12 protein-coding genes are annotated in these 19,365 nt (G+C 70.7%); 8 read left to right on the top strand and 4 right to left on the bottom strand.

Features of this window, described 5'->3' with window-relative positions; translation table 11 throughout:
- Window positions 1–1,838 (bottom strand): type I polyketide synthase (locus tag ACFV57_RS05865; RefSeq protein WP_385226097.1); only part of this gene is annotated, 1,838 nt, incomplete at its 3' end.
- Window positions 1,839–2,458: 620 nt separating this feature from the next.
- Here ACFV57_RS05865 and ACFV57_RS05860 point away from each other — a divergent pair.
- From ACFV57_RS05860 to ACFV57_RS05850, 3 genes are all read left to right on the top strand, one after another.
- The gene (locus ACFV57_RS05860; RefSeq protein WP_385226095.1) at window positions 2,459–4,000 is read left to right on the top strand and encodes an FAD-binding oxidoreductase; all 1,542 of its coding nucleotides are present in this window, start codon (window positions 2,459–2,461) and stop codon (window positions 3,998–4,000) included.
- 418 nt (window positions 4,001–4,418) lie between these two features.
- On the top strand, window positions 4,419–7,268 hold the full coding sequence (locus tag ACFV57_RS05855; RefSeq protein ID WP_385226093.1) for an AAA family ATPase: 2,850 nt from the start codon (window positions 4,419–4,421) through the stop codon (window positions 7,266–7,268).
- 286 nt (window positions 7,269–7,554) lie between these two features.
- Window positions 7,555–8,769 (top strand): metallophosphoesterase, encoded by a 1,215-nt coding sequence (locus tag ACFV57_RS05850; RefSeq protein WP_385226091.1) that lies wholly within the window; start codon window positions 7,555–7,557, stop codon window positions 8,767–8,769.
- Here ACFV57_RS05850 and ACFV57_RS05845 read toward each other — a convergent pair.
- Entirely contained in the window at window positions 8,729–9,775 is a 1,047-nt protein-coding gene (locus ACFV57_RS05845) for a zinc-binding dehydrogenase (protein ID WP_385226089.1), read from the bottom strand. The genes ACFV57_RS05850 and ACFV57_RS05845 overlap by 41 nt on opposite strands.
- A gap of 61 nt (window positions 9,776–9,836) precedes the next feature.
- Here ACFV57_RS05845 and ACFV57_RS05840 point away from each other — a divergent pair, with 61 nt between their 5' ends.
- Window positions 9,837–10,145, top strand: coding sequence for an ArsR/SmtB family transcription factor (locus tag ACFV57_RS05840; protein ID WP_385226126.1), 309 nt, complete (start codon window positions 9,837–9,839; stop codon window positions 10,143–10,145).
- Between the two features lie 42 nt (window positions 10,146–10,187).
- Here the strand turns inward: ACFV57_RS05840 and ACFV57_RS05835 are convergent, their stop codons facing one another.
- A complete protein-coding gene (locus ACFV57_RS05835; RefSeq protein WP_385226087.1) occupies window positions 10,188–11,495 on the bottom strand; it encodes a PAS domain S-box protein in 1,308 nt (435 codons plus the stop codon).
- A gap of 402 nt (window positions 11,496–11,897) precedes the next feature.
- Here ACFV57_RS05835 and ACFV57_RS05830 point away from each other — a divergent pair, with 402 nt between their 5' ends.
- The 3 genes from ACFV57_RS05830 to ACFV57_RS05820 are packed head-to-tail and all read left to right on the top strand — an operon-like array spanning window position 11,898 to window position 16,806.
- Window positions 11,898–13,370, top strand: coding sequence for an acetyl-CoA carboxylase biotin carboxylase subunit family protein (locus ACFV57_RS05830; RefSeq protein ID WP_385226085.1), 1,473 nt, complete (start codon window positions 11,898–11,900; stop codon window positions 13,368–13,370).
- Window positions 13,367–15,379, top strand: coding sequence for a PEP/pyruvate-binding domain-containing protein (locus ACFV57_RS05825; RefSeq protein ID WP_385226083.1), 2,013 nt, complete (start codon window positions 13,367–13,369; stop codon window positions 15,377–15,379). The genes ACFV57_RS05830 and ACFV57_RS05825 overlap by 4 nt, the downstream gene beginning before the upstream one ends.
- On the top strand, window positions 15,376–16,806 hold the full coding sequence (locus ACFV57_RS05820; protein WP_385226081.1) for an MFS transporter: 1,431 nt from the start codon (window positions 15,376–15,378) through the stop codon (window positions 16,804–16,806). Before ACFV57_RS05825 ends, ACFV57_RS05820 begins: the two co-directional genes overlap by 4 nt.
- Window positions 16,807–16,877: 71 nt before the next feature.
- Here the strand turns inward: ACFV57_RS05820 and ACFV57_RS05815 are convergent, their stop codons facing one another.
- On the bottom strand, window positions 16,878–17,522 hold the full coding sequence (locus ACFV57_RS05815; protein ID WP_385226079.1) for a hypothetical protein: 645 nt from the start codon (window positions 17,520–17,522) through the stop codon (window positions 16,878–16,880).
- Window positions 17,523–18,258: 736 nt separating this feature from the next.
- On the opposite strand from ACFV57_RS05815, the gene ACFV57_RS05810 reads away from it, so the two are divergent.
- Complete coding sequence (locus ACFV57_RS05810; RefSeq protein ID WP_385226077.1) at window positions 18,259–19,365, top strand: tryptophan dimethylallyltransferase family protein; 1,107 nt, start codon at window positions 18,259–18,261, stop codon at window positions 19,363–19,365.

Here is a 19,365-nt window from a genome sequence, read left to right as displayed (position 1 = left end):
TGCGTCACCCCCGTCACATCCAAATCCACCCCCGACCACACCAACTCCCGCACCGAACGCCCCAACACCCCATCAAACAACCCACACACCTCATCGAAGGCCCCCGCAAACACCGGAAACACCTCATACAACCCCCGCCCCATCCCCACCCGCTGCGAACCCTGACCCGTAAACACCAACCCCAACCCACCACCCACCACCACACCCGACACCACACCCACACCCACCCCACCACCAGCCAACACCCCCACACCCGACAACAAACCATCCCGATCCCCACCCAGCACCACAGCCCGATGCTCAAACACCGACCTCGACGACACCAACGACAACCCCACATCCACCGGCCGAACATCCACAGCCACGGCCCCCGCCAGCCGCTCAGCCTGCGCCCGCAAAGCCCCCTCACTGCGACCGGACACCACCCACGGCACCACCGGCAAAGCCCGCTCGACCGCTACCTCAACAGCAGCCTCGGCGCCGGCCTCCGCCTCGTGCCTCCACTCCGCAAGCACCACATGGCAGTTGGTGCCGCCCATGCCGAAGGAGCTGATACCCGCCACCAGCGGGCGGTCCGCCTGCGGCCAGGGGCCGAGTTCGCGCTGGACCACCAGGTTCAGCTCGTCGAGCGGGATGCGCGGGTTCGGGGTCTCGAAATTGAGGCTGGGGGGCAGCTGCTTGTGGTGGAGGCTCAGTACGGCCTTGATGAGGCCGGCGATTCCCGCCGCGCCCTCCAGGTGGCCGAGGTTGGTCTTCACGGAGCCGACGTGGAGCGGGCCGGCCGGATGGTCCTTCGTACGTTCTTCGGCAGTGCCGAGCACCGCGCCCAGCGCACCGGCCTCGATCGGGTCGCCCACCGGGGTTCCGGTGCCATGCAGTTCGACGTACTGCACCTCCGCCGGAGCGACTCCGGCGGCGCGGTAGGCGGACCGCAGCAGTTCCTCCTGGGCCTTCCCACTGGGGGTGGACATGGTGCTGCCGCTGCCGTTGTTCACGGCGCTGCCGCGGATGACACCGTAGACGCGGTCACCGTCGGCGACGGCCTGGGAGAGCCTCTTCAACAGGACCGCGCCGCCGCCTTCGCCGCGTACGTATCCGTTGGCGCGGGCGTCGAAGGTGTAGCAGCGGCCGTCGGGCGACATGCCGCCCCACTTGCTGGAAATCACCGAGCTGTCGGCGAGCAGGCTGAGGTTGACGCCGCCCGCGAGTGCCACGTCGGACTCGCCCTGGCGCAGGCTCTCGGCGGCCAGGTGGACGGCGACGAGCGACGAGGACTGGCCGGTGTCGACGACCATGCTGGGGCCGTGCACGCCGAGGAAGTGGGAGAGGCGGTTGGCGATGATGCTCCGGTGGAAGCCGGTGACGGAGTGCTGGGTGCTGTGCTCGGCGCCATCGCGGTAGACGAGTCGCGCGTAGTCGTCCCAGATCGCGCCGACGAAGATGCCCAGGCGGCTGCCTTTGATGCGCGCGGGGACGACCCCGGCGTCCTCCAGTGCTTCCCAGCCGAGCTCCAGCATCAGGCGCTGCTGCGGGTCCATGGCCGCGGCCTCGCGGGGCGAGATCCGGAAGAAGGCCGGGTCGAAGTGGTCGACGTGGTCCAGGAAGGAGCCCCAGCGGGAGATCATCCGGCCCGGTGCTGCCGGGTCGGGGTCGTAGAGGGCTTCCGCGTCCCAGCGGTCGGCGGGCACCTCGGTGATGACGTCCTTGCCGTCCCGCAGCAGCTGCCAGAATTCACCGGGGGTGGCTGCCTGAGCGAATCGGCAGGCAATGCCCACCACGGCGATGGCGTCCTCGGGTGCGAAAGACTCGTCGTACTCCACGGCCGCAGTGGTGTCCATGACCTACCTTCACTTGGGGCGTAGTGCGCTGCGACCCTGCGCGCTCGGGTGAACGCCAGGGCTCGTTTGAATGTCGGTGCTCAGGCAAGAGGCACGGAAGGGCAGGGGCGGCGGCGGGAATCGCGGGGTCCGGGATCGGCGGCCGGTTCGACTGCGCTGTCGAGAGGGCTGCCGCGGCACTCCGGCGGCCGTCCGGGCCGTCGGGCCCCTTGCCGAGTGTGCCTGCTGTATGGGGAAAGGCGTTTCAGAAGTCTCGATACCATGATTGATGTACGGGACGACGCCAGCAACCCCCTATTCGCTCCCCCGACAACCCCCTATAGGAAATCCCGCCAGTGATCTGGCACAGTGTTTCCCTGCGCGCTCCCGGCAGCCCGGATTTCTCCGGTCGCCGTGCCACGCGCGTACAACGCCAAGCCACTCACGCGGTGTCACCCACGTTGCTCATTCTTGCGAGCCGGGTCGGCAGGCAGTTCCCGCGGGGCGGTTCATCACGGCACCCGGATTCACTGGAACTTTATGGGGGATTCACCATGGCTGGAGTTTCACGAAGGCTGTTGCTGACCGGGATCGGCACGACCGCTGTCGGGCTTGCCGTCGACCGGAGTACGGGCGTGGCGATGGCCACGGAGACCGGTAGTGGTCAGCTGGTTCCCGCTGGTCCGGTGACCGTCACCCCGGGCGACCCGCGCTATGAGGACCTGCTGCTCCGCGGCTACAACAAGCGGTACACGAAGGCGCCCGAGAGCATACGTGTGGTGGGCACGACCGCCCACGTCGTACAGGCTGTCAATGACGCGGTGCGGGCGGGCAAGCAGATCGCGGTGCGTGGCGGCGGGCACTGTCTCGACGCCCTGGTCGACAACCCCGACGTGCAGATGGTCATCGACTTCACCGAGATGCGCGCGGTCGGGTACGACCCCCAGCGGAAAGCCTTCATGATCGAGCCGGGGGCGACGCTGGGCCAGATCTACCGGACGCTGGACTACGGCTGGAAGGTGACCCTGCCGGGCGGGGTCTGCCCCCAGGTGGGCGCCGGCGGCCACATCATCGGAGCGGGTTTCGGAGCGCTGTCCCGTCAGCACGGGGTCATCGCGGACCATCTGTACGCGGTCGAGGTCGTGGTGGTCGGCTCCGACGGCCAGGCGAGGGCCGTCGTCGCCACGCGCGAGAGCTCCGATCCGAACCGGGACCTGTGGTGGGCCCACACCGGTGCCGGCGGCGGTAACTTCGGCGTGGTCACGCGTTTCTGGATGCGTAGCCCTACGGCGACGGCGTCCACGTCGCCGGACAAAATGCTCCCCCCGTCGCCGACGAGCCTGATGACGGCCCGCGCGGTGTGGAACTGGTCGGACCTGACCGCGGACTCGTTCGTCCAGCTCGCCAGGAACTTCGGGACCTGGCTGGAGCAGAACAGCGCGCCGGGAGCGCCGGCCACCGCGTTGCACGGTGCTTTCGCCGCGTCGCGGGTCGAGGCCAAGCAGCTGGTCATCGTGGGCCAGACCGACCCGGCCGTATCCGGCAACGAGGCGCTGCTGGACTCGTATCTGGCGGCGATGGGGCAGCAGCTCCCGGTCGCACCGCAGATCTTCAAATCGGGCCGGCTGCCCTGGCTGTCGAGCACCATCAACGCGCCCGACTCCTCGGTCGCGGCGGGGGTGACCGGTCCACCGCGGTGGAAGAGCAAGGTGGCCGTGATGAAGAAGCGGTACACGGACGCGCAGATGGCGGCGGCCTACGGCCACCTGACCCGAACGAACTACGCCAACCGCTCGTCGAGCTTCTCGATGACGTTCTACGGAGGGCGGATCAACGCGGTGGCCGCGGACGCGACCGCGCACGCGCACCGCAACGCCGTCCTGACCGGCGCGGTGTCCGCGGTCTGGGACACACCGGGGGACGACGACAAGCACATGACGTGGGTGCGCGAGCTGTACCGGGACCTGTACGCGGACACGGGTGGCGTGCCGGTGCCGAACGACCGCAATGACGGATGCCACGTGAACTGGCCGGACCTGGACCTGCTCGACGCGAAGTGGAACTCCTCGACCACGCCGGTGCCGAAGCTGTTCCACCAGGAGAACTACTCCCGACTTCAGCAGGTCAAGGCCAAGTGGGATCCGCGGAACGTCTTCCGGCACCCGCTGTCGATCCGCGCGTAAGGTTCGCCGGCAGGCTTCGATTGCAGAATCCGAAACGAGCATCCTAACCGCTGTTTCCCCTGCCATGGCGCTGTCGGGAATACGTCCGTCGGAGCCATCGCCTGGCACCTCGCCGGGTTCACCTAGGGGGTTCTGGTAGGCCGCCCCCCTGCCTCCCCCTAGGTGTCCCCGGCACCCCCCAGCCACCCCGGTTTCGAATACCGATCCAGCGCACCGCAGGGCGTTGAGAGTGCCACAAACCCAAGATGCACAAGTTGAAACGCATGTGATGTGTTACACATGCGGCAGCCACCTTTCACTGGCCGGGCGTTGCTACCCTTCGACTCCAGTGAAAGCCTCGGGCAGGAAAATCAAGGAACCCATCCGCCACAGTTGAAGCGCGGAACGGCCGGTTCGGCTTTTTGCCAGGGACTTACGCTTGGTACTCTGTGGGGGGAGTAGGGCATTGCCAGCAACCTGCGCGACGGACCAATTTTTACTGGTCGAACGCGATGCGGAATTAGCTGCACTCGGTGAAACATTCAGTCGGACCGTCACCAAAGGAGTAGCGGCGTCAGCGGTCATCGAAGGACCGGTGGGAAGCGGTAAGACCGCTCTGCTGATGGCTCTCGACCAGCGCGCCGCGGACGCCGGAGCCCTGGTATTGACTGCCGCCTGCGCACGGAGCGAACGCGATCTTCCGTTCTCTGCCGTACGCCGGCTCCTGCAGCATTCGGAAATGTCGGCCACCGCTTCTCAGTTGGCCAGGAGGCTGGACGAGCACACGCTCGACGCAACTCGCGGGGTTACCGAGTGCGGGGCGACCGACTTGATGTCCAGACGGCTGGACATCGATATTCTCGCACTGCTCCAAGAACTCACCGAGCAGCGCCCGCTGGTCATTCTTGTCGATGATGTCCAGCACATCGACGCACGCTCCATGGATTCTCTCCTCTATGCCATGCGGCGTATGCTCGCCTCTCCTGTGCTGCTGGTCCTGGCGGCGTCGACCGTACACGGAACCTCAAACTCGCATTTCCATGACGACCTCCTCCAGCGACCGGACAGCCTGTCCATCCGGCTCGACCTGCTTTCCGAGGCCGGCGTGCGCGCCCTGGTCCGTCAGGAACTGAGGTGCGGCCTGGACAGCAACCTCGACCTGATTTCCTCCGCGTGCTACTCCGCCACCGGCGGTAATCCCCGGCTGGTGGGCGCCATCCTGGCCGACTACCGAGCACTCACGCGGGACATGGCGGAGCCCGGCCCGGGCACGCCGATCTCCGGGGAGTTCTTCGACCGTACGGTCCTCAGGTCGCTGCACCGTTCCTCGTCGCCGGCGGTGAAGCTGGCCCGCGGCATGGCCGTACTCGGGGACGTCCGTTCCGTGCTCCTGCTCGCGCGGCTGACGGGACTGGACCTGGGTCGGGTGACGCAGGCGCTCAAGGAGCTCGCCGACACCGGCGTCATTCTGGGCGGCACCCTGCGCAACGGGCAGATCCGGGCGGCGATCCTGGAGGAGATTCCGCCGCGCGTCCGCACGGAACTGCACAGCAGGGCGGCGGAGTTGCTGCACGAGCACGGCTCGGATGCCCGGATGCTGGCAGAACACCTGCTCGCGGCCGGTACTCCGCTGCCCCCTTGGGCGATCGGCGTCCTGCAGGAGGCGGCGCGGCAGGCCATGGCGGACGGACAGGCACGGTTCGCCGAGCGCTGTCTGGAGCTGGCCGTCTGGAGCAGTACGGACGCACAGCAGCGCGCCACGACCCGGGCGATGCTGCTGGAGGTGGAGCGGCGCTGCGACCCGGCAGCCGCGGACCGGCACGTCCCCGACCTGCTCGAAGCGCTCCGTCAGGGCCGGCTCGTCGCGCACGACACGGTGACGCTCATCAGGCATCTGCTGTGGCGCGGCCGGTTCAGCGAGGCGATGGAGGCGCTGATCCAGTTGGATGCCTCGGGTGCGGGCCGCAAGTCGGTGCACTCCTCGCAGGTGCGGGCTTTCCGGCTGTGGCTCGCCCACGCCTTTCCGCCGCTGTCGGCCATAGGCACGGCGGAGCATCCGGCTCATGTCCGCCCCAGTTACGAGACGATGCTGCTCGACATCGACCCGGGGCTGAGGGCCGCGGCGGCTCTGACGGACGTGCTCACCAACCGCATCACCAAGGACCCCGTCCACGACGCCCTGCAGGCCCTGCAGAGCGCGCCGCGCGACGAGGCGGCCTTCGAGTCGGTCCGCTCGGCGCTGTCGACACTCCTGTGCACGGAGCAGTTCGCCGAGGCGGGGCGCCATTGTGACCGGTTGCTGGCGGACGCCGTCGTCCGGGAAGGCGCACCGGTCTGGCTCGCCCTGCTGACCGGCCTGCGGGCCGAGGCCTTCCTGCGTGCCGGCAGTCTGCTGGCGGCCGAGCATCACGCGCAAAGCGCACTGGAACAGCTGCCGCCGCAGGGCTGGGGTGTGGAAATAGGTCAGCCGCTGACGTGTCTTCTGCTGGCCAAGCTCGCCCTGGGCAAGACCGAGGAGGCCGCCGAACTGTCGGCCCGGCCGGTGCCGCCGGCGCTGATGCAGAGCCGTCATCGCCTCACCTTCCATTACGTGCGCGGCCGGTACCATCTCGCGCAGGACGCGCCCCAGGCCGCGTTGAAGGAATTCCTCGACTGCGGGGAACAGGCCAGGGCGTGGACACTCGACGCGCCCACGTTCGTGCCTTGGCGCAGCGGCGCGGCCGAGGCGTACCTCCATCTCGGCCAGGAGGAACCGGCGCGCGCGCTTCTGGGCGAACAGCTCGCCCTGGTCAACGACCGCTATCCGTGCGTCCGTGGCGTCACCCTGCGGCTGATCGCCCAGACCGTGGACGTCAAAGAACGAGTGGCGCTGCTCACCGAAGCCAAGGAGTTGCTGCAGGCCGGCGGTGACCGGTTCGAACTGGCGCGCACGCTCCTCGATTTGAGCACGGTCCACGGCATGCTGGGTGAGTCCCGGCGGGGACGTATGCACAAGCAGCTCGCGGATCGTCTGGCCAAAGAGTGCGGTGCCTCCGTGCTGATCCCGTCCGACTACGCTCGCCCCCACATCGAGCCCGCACCGGAGGCGGCGGCCGCACTCACCCTGGCCGAACGCCGCGTGGCGATGCTGGCCGCGCACGGCCATACCAACCGGGAAATCGCCGCGCAGTTGCTGGTGACCCCCAGCACGGTGGAACAGCACCTCACACGGGTCTTCCGCAAACTCGACGTGAAGCAGCGCGAGGAACTCCCGCTGGCTCTGGGCTCCCACCGTGCCGAAGCGTGCTGAGCACAGCGGCGGCTCCGGCCGGTATCGATGCGGCGCCGCCGCGCTGCGCCACGCGTCCGTTGGCGCGGCGATGCCTCGCCGTACGGGGTGCCCACTGCCGCGGTGTGTAGTTGCGTATCGGCCTTCGGAGGAGGTGTCTCCGTACGCGGCCCATCGATCGGGGCCGGGCCGGCCGCCCCGTCACGCACGTTGCCGATGGAATGGGCGTCGATGATCGGCAAGATGTCCCCAGGGCGACCGGATACAGTGCGCGCTTCGGCAATCCGGAAACTCAGGGAGGGGAAGCGTGAGCGACACCGGCGAAGTCCGATCCGTGGAAGGTACGGCGCACGCGCCCCGGCGGAGCCGACTGCGCCGTCCGATGCGCTACGCCCCGTTGATCGCCCCGGTCCTGTTGTGGACCGTGCCCTGTGGGGTGCTGCTGCACGTCGGCCAGCACTGGCCGCTCCCGGTGGCGCTGGGCGGCACCGCGCTGTTCACCCTCGGTCTGATCGGTATGCCGCTCGCGATGCTGCGCGGCCACGGCCGGCGTCAGCAGGACCGGGCGGCGATCGTCGGGGACACCCTCCTCGGGATCAGCTGGGTACTGTTCACCTGGTCCGTCCTGCTCGGCGTCCTGCTGCGCCTCGCCCTGGCCGTGGCCGGCGCGGGCGACGGGCAGAGCCGGGCCCGGATCGTCACGTGGGCGGTCCTCGGCGTAGCCGCCGCGCTGCTCGCCTGGGGGTACGCCGAGGCCCGCCGGGTGCCACGGGTGCGCGAGCTCGACGTACAGCTCCCCCGCCTGGGAGCGGGATTGGACGGTACCCGCGTCGTCCTCATCACCGACACCCACTACGGGCCGCTCGATCGCGCCCGCTGGTCGGCGCGGGTCTGCGCGAAGGTCAACACGCTGGAGGCCGATCTGGTCTGCCACACCGGCGACATCGCCGACGGCACGGCCGAACGCCGCCGCGCCCAGGCCGTTCCGCTCGGCACCGTGCGAGCCACCCGGGCCCGGGTGTACGTCACCGGGAACCACGAGTACTACAGCGAGGCCCAGGGCTGGGTCGACCTGATGGACGAGCTGGGCTGGGAGCCGCTGCGCAACCGTCATCTGCTGCTCGAACGCGGCGGCGACACCCTTGTGATCGCCGGCGTGGATGACGTCACCGCCGAGTCCTCCGGCCTGGCCGGGCACCGCGCCCACCTCGCCGGAGCCCTGCACGGCGCCGACCCCGACCTGCCCGTCCTGCTCCTGGCCCACCAGCCCAAGTTCATCGACCGGGCCGCGGCGGACGGCATCGACCTCCAGCTCTCCGGCCACACCCACGGCGGTCAGATCTGGCCCTTCCACCACCTCGTCCGCATCGACCAGCCCGCCCTCGCCGGCCTCAGCCGCCACGGCACCCGCACCCTCCTCTACACCAGCCGCGGCACCGGCTTCTGGGGCCCGCCGTTCCGCGTCTTCGCCCCCAGTGAGATCACCCTGCTCGTACTCCGCTCCCCGCGGTGCCGCAGCTGAGCTGCCCGCCAGACGGCTCGTCCAGGGGGTGTACAGCGAGGGCGATCTTGCCTCGTGGGCGTCCGCGGCCCTCGCCGGCGGAGCCGCCTTCCAGCAGTGTGTGCGCCCGTGCGATGTCGGCCAGCGGTAGCACGGCGCCGATATCCGGTCGGAGTTCGCCCCGGTCGACCAGTTGGCCGAGGGCCGTGAGCTTGGCCCGGCCGGGGCTGACGAAGAGGAAGTGGTAGGTCGCGTTCACGCCCCACGCGGCGAGCAGGTTCTGCGGTTCGGGGGTGTCCACGATGGACACCACGCGGCCCCGGTCGGTGAGGACCTCCGGGCTGCGGGCGAGGGTGTCCCCGCCCACCGTGTCCAGCACGACGTCCACTCGGCCCAGCGCGCGGACCCGCGGGACGTAGTCTCCGGCCGAGAAGTCGATCGCGAGGCCGGCTCCCAGTCCGGTGACGAACTCGTGATCCCTCGCCCGCGCGGTGGTCACCACCTCGGCTCCCAGCGCGCCGGCGACCTGGATGGCGGCCGAGCCGACCCCGCCCGCTCCGCCGTGCACCAGGACCCGTTCCCCGGCCCGTATCCCGGCGCGTTCGACCAGCGCCTCCCACGCCGTCGCGCCGACGAGCGCGAGTCCGGCGGCCTCGACGTGCGACAACCGGGCGGGCTTGCGGGCGACCAGGGCCTGGTCGACCACGTGGAACTCGGCGTAGGTTCCCGGTCCGGCGAAAATCGGTGCCAGATACCAGACCTCGTCGCCGGGCCGGAAGTCGTCCGCCCCGGGGCCGGTCCCGGCCACCACGCCGGACACGTCGTTGCCGATCACCGCGGGCAGCGTCACCTGGTCGCGGTAGTCGCCGCGCCGGGTCTGCAGGTCGAGCGGGTTCACGGACGTGGCCAGCACGCGTACCAGCACCTGACCGGGTCCGGGAGTGGACCGGGGCAGCTCTCGGGCGGCGAACGCGGCCTCCGCGGCACCGAAGCGGACGAGTTCCATCACGCGCATCGAAGTCGGCATGCCGCGACCATAGATTTAGATATCGCGAATCGTCAATATGTACATGGGTTACGATCGCCGGGTGTTCTCGGAGGCGGAGTTGCTGACTGTGTTCCGGGCCCTGTCCAACCCGGCCCGCCGCCAGATGCTGGTGTGGCTCAAGGAGCCGATGAGCTTCCCCGGCCAGGAGCCCGACGACGTCGAGATCGGCGTCTGCGTGACCGACATCCAGCAGCGTGCGGGCCTGGGGCAGTCAACCACCTCGCAGTACCTCGCGACACTGCGGCAAGCGGGACTGGTCGTCGCCACCCGGCGGGGCAAGTGGACCTACTACCGCCGCGACGAGGCGAACATCGCCCGCCTCCTGGAGACCCTGCGCGACGTGTTCTAGATCCGTTCGGTCCGATCCCGCCACGGGCGCGGCCCGTGCGTCTCAGCGCGAGCCGAGCGGGTCGCGGGTCGCGGCCGTGCGCGGCGGCCAGGCGCGAGGGGCGAGGATGCCCAGGACGTAGGCACGGGCTACGAGGGCGGGCCTGGTCTCGGCGCCCAGCAGGTCCCGGAGCCGGCTGAGGTGGTAGTCGACCGCCTGCCGGGAGAGCTTCAGCGAGGTGGCGATCTCGCCGTTGGTGCTGCCGCCGGCAAGGAGGGACAGTATGCGGATCTGGGCGGCGGTGAGCGGCGGGTGGGCCTCGTGGGCGATGCTCTGGTCGGTGACGACGGCCCACACGTGCGCGACACGGCCGACGGGCCCGCTCACCGTGGACAGGTGGAGCCGCGCGCGGCGCTGGCGCCCCTCGGCGTCCAGGAGGACGGCGGAGGTCTCCGCCCGCCTGATGCGGCGGGTGATCAGCCCCTCCCAGGCGCGCCGCAGGGGGCGGAGGTCGGGCGTGGCGGCGAGCAGGGTGTGCGCACGGCGGCCGACGAGGTCGGACAGGCGTGTCCGAAACAGTTCGGCGGCGGCCGTACCCGCCTGTTCGATACGGCCGCCGACCGAGAGCAGCGCACAGGGCAGACCGCTGTAATCCCGCAGCGCGCGCAGATTCTCCTCGGCCTCCTGGCGCTGGCTCGTCGCGCGGACGTGGTCGGTGATGTCGACATAGATCCCGGCCACGCAGGTCCGGCCGTGCTCCTGGACCGGGAAGCGGTGGCCGGCCGCCTGCCCCGTGCTGCCGTCCGAGCGGTGATAGCGCAGGTGGTGGCGGACCGGCTTGCCGCGGCTGAGGATCTCCTGGTCCAGGGCCCGGAACTGGGCGGCGTCGGACGGGGTGTCGAGGTCCTCGATACGGCTGCCGACGACCCGCTCCGGCGTGGTGCCGTAGAGGTGCGCGTAGGCGTGATTGGCCCATAAGTAGCGGCCGTCGCGGTCGCGGAGGAAGGCCGCGGCGGGCGCGAAGTCGGCGAAGTCCGCGAAAGCGGCGTACGGCCGGTCACCCGCGGGCTGCGCACCGGCCTCCATCGCGAACCCGCGCGTCCAGCCCCGGCTCCCGTCCTGGGGCCGTCGCACGTTGAAGGTCCGGCCGTCGAACCGGACCAGGGGGTGGCCGTCTTGGAGGTCGCCTCCCGGAGCGGACAGCTCTCGGCGCGCGCGGTCCAGGAAGCGCTGCGCGGTGGGCAGGTCGGCGAAGGCCCCGCCGCCCCGCTCCTTGACGCGCCCCTGCTCGTCGGCCTCCCACCAGGACACGGGGAGGTGCTCCAGCAGTGCTCTGAGACCGGGATCGTCCACGACGGCCTTTCCGTCCATGTTCACACCGGGTGGCGGGAAGTGACATGGCGATGCCTATCCCGTGCGGGGTCCGGCCATGCTCGGTTATCGGCCGACTGCGATACGTGAGCGCGCCGCCGGGGCGGCTGGCCATAGGTGATCCACATGCTTCGTCCGCACTCCAACGATGTCCACGACTTTGGCATTTGCCTGATTGGCGCCCGCCTCCGGCGGCACTTCCGGCACCCGCCTTCTGATTCCCTTGTGTGTGCCACCGGTTACCCGACGTGTTCTACGCGGGTTGCGTCACCGTGTCCCGGCCTCGGTCGACGGGCGGCGCCGGGCCGGGCAGCGGGGCCAGGCCACGGCCCGACGCCCCGGACGGACGCCCGACGCCCCGGGCAGACGAGCGAACAGACAAGTGATGGGAGACGAATTTCCGTGAGCACGGTGCTGTTGGTGCACGCCAAGGGCGGTCCGCCGCTCGGCCATGTCCTGTCCCGGGCAGCCGCGCGAGCGGACGTGCACCTGCTGGCGCTCAGCGCGCTTCCGGCGTCGGTCGCCGCGTCCGCGGAGCGGCTGTGCGCCTCGGTCGTGCTGCCCGCCGACGCGGAGCGGTCCGACCTGGTCTCGTTGATCGTCGCGCGCGCCGAAGCCGTCGGCGCGGACGCGGTTCTCACCTTCTCCGAGTACGCGGTCGTGGCCGTCGCCGAGGCGTGTGAGGCGCTCGGTCTCGCCGGGGCGGGGGACGCCTCCGCGCTCGCCCGCGACAAGCGGATGATGCGGCACACCTGGCATCGGCACGGCCTGCCGCAGCCCGCGTTCCGCCCCGTCGCCACACTGGCGGACCTCCACGAGGCCGTCACCGACCTGACCGCTCCCCTGCTGCTCAAGGCGGCCTGGAGCGCCGGTTCCACCGCCCACCAGATCATCGGCTCCCCGCAGGAGGCCGACACCGCCTGGCGGCGCTCGCGCGAGACCATGGCCCGGTCCGCCCGGCTGGGCTTCGCCGAACTTCATGTGGCCGAGGCGGCGGGACACTTCGTGGTCGAGGAGATCGTGACCGGCGACACCGCGAGCTGGTTCGACGAGCCCGGCTGGGGCGACTACGTCAGCGTCGAGGGCGTGGTGACCGGCGGCGTCTTCCGGCCGGTCTGCGTCAGCGGCCGGATGCCGACGGTGCGGCCGTTCACCGAGCGGGCCGGCATCACCCCCGCGTCGCTTCCCGCGGACCTCCAGGACCGCGTCGTCGACCTCGCCCGGGAGGCCGTCGACGCCCTCGGCCTGCGCGACTGCGGCACCCACACCGAGATCAAGCTCGGCGCCGACGGGCGCATGTGGCTGATCGAGACGGCCGCCCGGTTCGGCGGCGCGATGACCGTCCCGCAGATCGAGGAGGTGTTCGGGCTCGACGTCGTCGGCATGCTCGTGGACCACCTTCTGGGCCGTCCGGTCGCCTGGCCCGAGCGGGTCCTCGGCCCGGAGCAGGCACGGGGCGCCGCGGGTTCCCTCGTCGTCCTCGCGGTGGACGGCCACGGCGCGGCCTGGCGGGACCGCAGGCTGTGGGACTTCCCCGTGGTGCGGGAGGCCGTCGCGCTGAGCGAGGGCAGCACGCTCTCGGTGGTGCCGGAGAGTTCCCTGCCGGACGGCAGCGCCGTGCCGGTCTACGACCCCGCCGGCGGCGCCAACACGATGGCGGCCCTGTGCCTGCTCTCCGCCGCCGACGCGCGCACCGTGCTCCGCGACTTCACGGCTCTGGTGGACGCGCTGCCCGACGTGCTGCCGTCCGCCGTGCCCGCCGCGCCGCGGTCCGCGCCTCCGGCCGCCCGGCCCCCGTCCATGGCCGAACCGTCAACGTCCCCCGCCCGCCCGAGCGTCCGGTCGGCCGTACCGTCCGAGGGAGTCGCCGTATGACCACCACTCCGCTCCCCGTCGGCGTCGCGGACCCCACGACCGACCGCACGGTCGTCGGCGAGAACCTCTCACTGCCGCTGTTCCGTACGCTGTCCGGGGTCCTGGCAGGCCACCCGTACCTGAAGGTCGTCGTCGACCGTGCCGAGGCCACCTGGCACCTGCTCGACACGGCCGCCCACCCCTTCCACGTGAACTACATCGCCACCCGTGTCCTCGGCATGGAACTCTCCGAACTCGATGCCCGACTGGACGAGTTCAACGCGTCCGTCTACATGGACCCCGAGCGCCGCTTCCTGCTCGGGGTGCTGTCCCTGCACACCGACGAGGACCGGGAGGGCCGCGAGCGCACCTTCCTCGTGCTGGAGACGACCGAGGCCGACACCATGCACGGGGAGTTGCTGGAGTTCTTCCACACCTTCGTCCGGGAGCGCGTCGACGGCAGGCTGCCGCTCCTGCTCAAGCCCGCCAACCACGGGCAGGAGGAGGCGCTGGCCGCGGTCAGTGAGCAGCGGGTGCCGCGCATCCTCGGTCACGAACTCTTCGGCTCCAGGGTCCGCGTGCCGCTCAACGCCGGGGAGGCCACCGGCCGGCTGCGCTGCTTCAAGACCGTGGCGGAATACGAGGCGGCGGCGGGCGGGCTCGGCTGGTCGGACATCGTCGCCATGCCCTGCCTGCCGGACGGCGTGCAGCGGGTGGCCGGGTTCATCAACACCGCGCCCATCACCCCGCTGTCCCACACCAACGTCCTCGCCTCCGGATGGGGCATCCCCAACGCGATCGTGCGCGACCTGGAACAGCTCGTCGAGAAGGACGGTTTGGACGGGGCCTGGGTCCGCTACCGGGTCCGCGAGGACGAGATCGCCCTGGAGCGGCTGGAGCAGGCCCCCGAGCTGCGGGCCCCGGCCTGGCACCAGCAGCGCATCCGCCTGGAACGACCGCTCCTGGAGGACACACCCGTACTCTCCCTGCACCGGCTGCGCAGCGCCGACCGGGACCGCTACGGCACCAAGGCGGCCAACCTCGGTGAGCTGCACCACGTGCTCGACAGCCGCACGGCCGATCTCACCGCGTTCCACGGCCGCCCCCGCCCGCCCCGTAAGAACCTGTACGGGCACCTCGCGGCCCGGCTCGGCCTGGACGCGCCCTCCGCCACCGAACTCCGCGCCGCCGCGTCCTCCTTCGTGGCCGCCACCGTCGAGGCCCCCGAGGGTGTGGCCCTGCCCTTCTCCCTCATGCACCGCTTCCTCACCTCCTCCCCCGCGCTCCAGCAGGGCATCGGCAAGCTGAAGATGGCGCTCGAACTCGACGCCATGAGCGTCCTCGACCCGCTCTGCCTCCAGCTCCAGCACCTGATCCGGCACACCGCGATGCCCGACGCCGTCGCCGGGGAGATCACCCGGTCCTTCCCCGCCCCGCTCGCCGCGGGCGGCCGTCTCGTGGTGCGCTCCTCCTCCAACGCCGAGGACCTGCCGGGCTTCTCCGCGGCGGGGGTCTACGACTCCGTCACCACCGTCCGCGGCACCGGCGAACTCCTCGACGCCGTGCGGCAGGTGTGGGCCTCCCTGCTCTCGCCGCGCAGTGTGCGGCTGCGGCACCAGGTGGGCATATCCCTGGACGACACCTACATGGGCGTGATCATCCAGGAGTACGTCCCCGCCGCACTCGGCGGCGTCCTGGTGACCTGCGACCCCACGCGGCGCGAGGACTTCCGCAACGTCTACCTCAACTGTTCACCCGGCTCGCCCGAACAGGTCGTCGAGGGCGAGGTGCTGCCGCAGCAGTACCTCTACAACACCGTCGAGGGCGGCGGGCGCACCGTCGCCCTCGGTTCCTGGAGCGAGGGCCTGCCCGCCGCCACCCGGGCCCGGCTCGCCGACCTGTCCCTGACCGGCCGGCTGCTGCAGTCCCACTTCAGCGCCCCCGAGGTGGACGACCCTCTGGACATCGAGTGGCTGCTGACCGACCAGGGCGACTTCCGCCTGGTCCAGATCCGCCCCTACGCGCTGTGAGCCCCCGCCTCCCGCGCTCCGCGGCGCGGCCCGCGGCCACGCCCCTGACCGGCACCGCCCGCCGTATCATCCGGCTCAACTACGGCTTCCAGCTGCTGTTCAACCTGCTGTGGTGGATGCCGGTGTTCTACGCCTACCAGAAGGACGCCGGCCTCTCCGACGGGCAGATCTTCGGCATCCAGAGCATCTACTACGTGGCCTTCTGCCTCTTCGAGATACCGACCGGGCTGATCGCCGACCGGATCGGCACCCGCAACTGCCTGCGGGCCGGCGCCGTCGTGATGACGGCCGCGAACCTCGCCCCGGTGGTCAGCTCCTCGTACTCCGGCTTCCTCGTCCACTTCCTCGCCATCGCCGCCGGCCGCTCCCTCACCTCGGGCGCGGCCAGCGCCTACCTGTACGACGGGCTGCGCGCCGAGCGGTGCGAGGAGCACTACCTCAAGGCGGAGGGGACCGCCCGGGCACTCGGGCTCGCCGCGAAGATCCTGTGCTGGCCCCTGGTCGGGCCGCTGATGGTCCTCGTCCACCCGGCCCCGTACCTCCTGAGCGCCCTGAGCGCGGCGGGGTCCCTGATCTGCGTCATCGCCCTGCCCCGAGCCGCGACGCCCGCCAGGAATCGCGGTACGGCCCCGCCGGGCCGGACCGGAAAGCCCCGGGCGCCACGGGGCGGGCGCGGCACCTCGCTGGGCGACGCGAAGGCAGCGCTGCGCTGCGTCGCCTCCTCGCCGTGGCTGGCGCTGGTCATGGTCCAGGGCGTGGCCGTGTTCACCCTGTCCAGGATCTGCCAGGTCAACCTCTTCCAGCCGATCCTCCTCGACCACGGCATCGGCGAGTCCGCGCACGGCGGGGTGCTCGCCGCCATGACGGTGGCGGAGGCCGTGGGCTCGGCGCGCCCCCAGTGGCTGGGCCGCCGCCTGACACCGGTGGCCTGGGTCTCCGTCCTCAGCCTCGTCCTCGCGGGCACCCTGGCGGGCATCACCCTCGGCGGGTCCTGGACGGTCGTCGCTCTCCTCTGCGTGTTCGCCGCCGCGGCCGGCTTCGCCTATCCCGTCCAGCGCAAGCTGGTCAACGATGCCGTACCTGCCGGTGCCCCACGGGCGACGCTGCTGTCGGTCGAGTCGATCGTGGACCGCGCGGTGTGCGCGCTGGCGGCCGTGGCCGTGGGCGCCTACCTCTCCGCAGGCCACCTGGACGCCCTGCTCTGGCACAGCGCCCTGGCGACCGCGGTGCTGCTCGGCGCCTTCCAACTGGTGTTGCGGAGCACGAGGACGCGGCGCAGCGCGGAGGGGATGACGGAGGGGGCTGCGGCTCTGGAGGCGGCGGAGCAGCCGAACCCTGAGGCGGCAGAAGTCCCGGACTCCCGTCGACGGCATCCGGGAGGCGCGGCGTCCGGCGCGCCGGACGCGCATCCCAAAGCCGCCGTGTAGAACGGCCGCACGCCCGCGCCCACCTCGGGGCACGGGCGTGCGGGCGTACGTACGGGCGCAGACGCAACTGTTCAGGCGCGCCCGCGGGAGCCGTACGCCAGGCACTCGATCACCCGGACCGGTAGGTAGGCGGGACGGAAGGGCTGTCCGACCCGATAGGCCACGTAACCGAGCGAAGCCGCCACGTACGTCTCCTCGGCGGTCTCCCCCTCGTAGACGAGGCGGCAGCCGTGCGCCGCGGCCTTGGCACGCTTCCAGAGGACCGGCGCCGGCTTACGCTCCGCCTCGGTACGCGGAGTGAGAATCCGGTCGCCGAAGTCCTCCCAGGCGAACGGGACGGGTCCCTTCCACGCGCCGTCGACCTCCTTCTTCAGGGCGGCGGCGCGCTCGGCATCCGTCTTGCCCCACGAGGACGGCACGTTGGTGATCAGCCCGACCTTGATGTGCCGCTCCCGCAACGCGCGCAGGTACGCGGCCGCACCCGGCAGATAGCCGATGCCGGAGTCCGCGGCCGTGTGCACCAGAGTCTCGCCGAGATCGAAGTAGACGATGGCACAGCCGCGCGCCGAAGGTGTCCGCGCCCCGGCCGGAACGCCGTGCGACACGTCCGCCGGCACGGCCGCGCTCGCCGCGGTACCCAGCACGACCGACGCCACAGCGGCGGCCGACAACACGAGACCGATACGGAGGGAGCCACGGAAGGAGGTTCTCTGCATGGCGTTCGGTGCCTCTCTCTTCGACGCGCCACACAGACACGCCCCACGTCAGGTGCGTGACGAACAGACGCACGAAGCACCCCTACGGCCCCTCGCGCCCCCGGAAGAGAGCCTCTTCTCCCCCGTCATCGCTGCTTCCCGCCATACCCCTGAACAGCACACGCCACTCGCCGGCACACCACCGCGCACATCGGCCGCGTCCTCACGGGAGACGGCCACACTCAGAGCGCCCCGGGTCGGCCGAGGAAGCCGAGCCGCACCTGAATCATGAACGTCTGGAATTCGTCGGCGCACCCCCCGAGACCCGCCGGGCCCTCGTGGCACGCCTCCCCGGCCACCCCGCCCCGGAACCAGCACCGGCGTGCGTAGCGGCCCCCCACGGCAACGCTGTCTCCCGCGCGCCGGAGTGCGCAACCGTCAGTCGGGGGCGCACGCCGACGCGTGGCGAACGCCGCGCACGCTCCGCGTGCGCCGGTGGCGGCCGGAGGGAACATCGTTGATGGTGAAAGCACCCCGGGTTCAGGGAAACGGCCGCGGCCGACGGAGGTATTGCACGGTATCCGGGGCACGGCCCGGCGCGCATACGAATGCCGGGGGCGGGGACGGCCGATCACATTCACTGATCCCTTATGAGACGGCAGTCAGGAGCTTCTCACCCTATTGGTACTGGCCGATCGGCCGACGGAGCAAGCGTGCGGTACGGCGAGACCGGGCAAGAGGTAGGGGAGGAATTTCCATGTCATCTCTGCGGTCGGTTCCACAGGTTTCCGCGAGCGCCACGTTCCTGGACTACGGAGTCACCACTGCCGCACGACTTCTCGGCAGCGCGGGCATGAATGTCGAGCAGGGGACGAGGGTGCTGCGCACGATGCTCTCGCCGTGGGGGGCGAGGCGGATAGGGAAGCGTCCCGGCTGGCACTCCGACGTGTGCGCCGACGGTTCGCCGATCGAGTTCTCGGCGGCCTTTTCGAAGGAAGGCACGCAGCTCCGGGTGCTGGTGGAGGCCCTTCCGGACCGGCCGGACACGTCGTCCGCACAAACCGCGGCGCTCGCTCTCACCCGTGGGCTGATCCGGGATTTCGGCGCCGCCGGCGACCGGCTGGCGAACGTAACCGATCTGTTCCTGCCGGACGCGGACCCGACCGGCTTCGCCATGATGCACGCCGCCTCCCTCGCGCCGAGCGGTGGGCCCGAGTTCAAGGTCTACCTCAATCCGTACGCCGGCGAAGGCATGACCGGCGTCGAGCGGACGCGCGAGGCGCTGGACCGCCTGGGGTTCGCAAAGGCGTGGGAGGCGGTGGGGGAATACGCCGGCCGGGGATTCGACCTCGACAGGATCGTCTACTTCGGTCTCGATCTGGCCGACGGCCCCGACTCACGTGTGAAGGTGTATTTCCGTCACTATGGTGCCTCCCCGGCGGAGCTGGACGCCCGAATGGAGATATCGCTTCAGCACGAGGCGGGATTCCTGGGGGAATTCTGCCGCCGGCTGACCGGCAGCGACAGTGCGGTACGGCCCCAACCGCTTGTCAGCAACCTGACGTTCACGACGACCGGCGGGGTCACGCCGGTGTCCGCGACGCTGTACGTCCCGCTGTGGCTGCACACGGCGAGCGACCGGACCGTCCGGGACCGCGTCCGCTCGGTCCTGGGTGACATGGGGCTTCCCGCCGGCGGCTATCAGGCGCTGCTCAAACACCTGGCCCGGCGACCGCTCTCCGCCGGCCGCGGCATCCACACGTACGCATCGGTACGTATGCGGCGCGGCCGCCCCCGGCTGACCACGTACTGGTCCCCGGAGCTCTACGACCGGTATCCGCCCGCCCGCTATCAACGAGGGTGA

Origin of the sequence: Streptomyces sp. NPDC059788, from assembly GCF_042732265.1 — a bacterium.
GTDB lineage: Bacteria > Actinomycetota > Actinomycetes > Streptomycetales > Streptomycetaceae > Streptomyces.
Note: the sequence above shows the minus strand (reverse complement) of the source record. Positions and strands in the feature narration are given on the sequence as shown.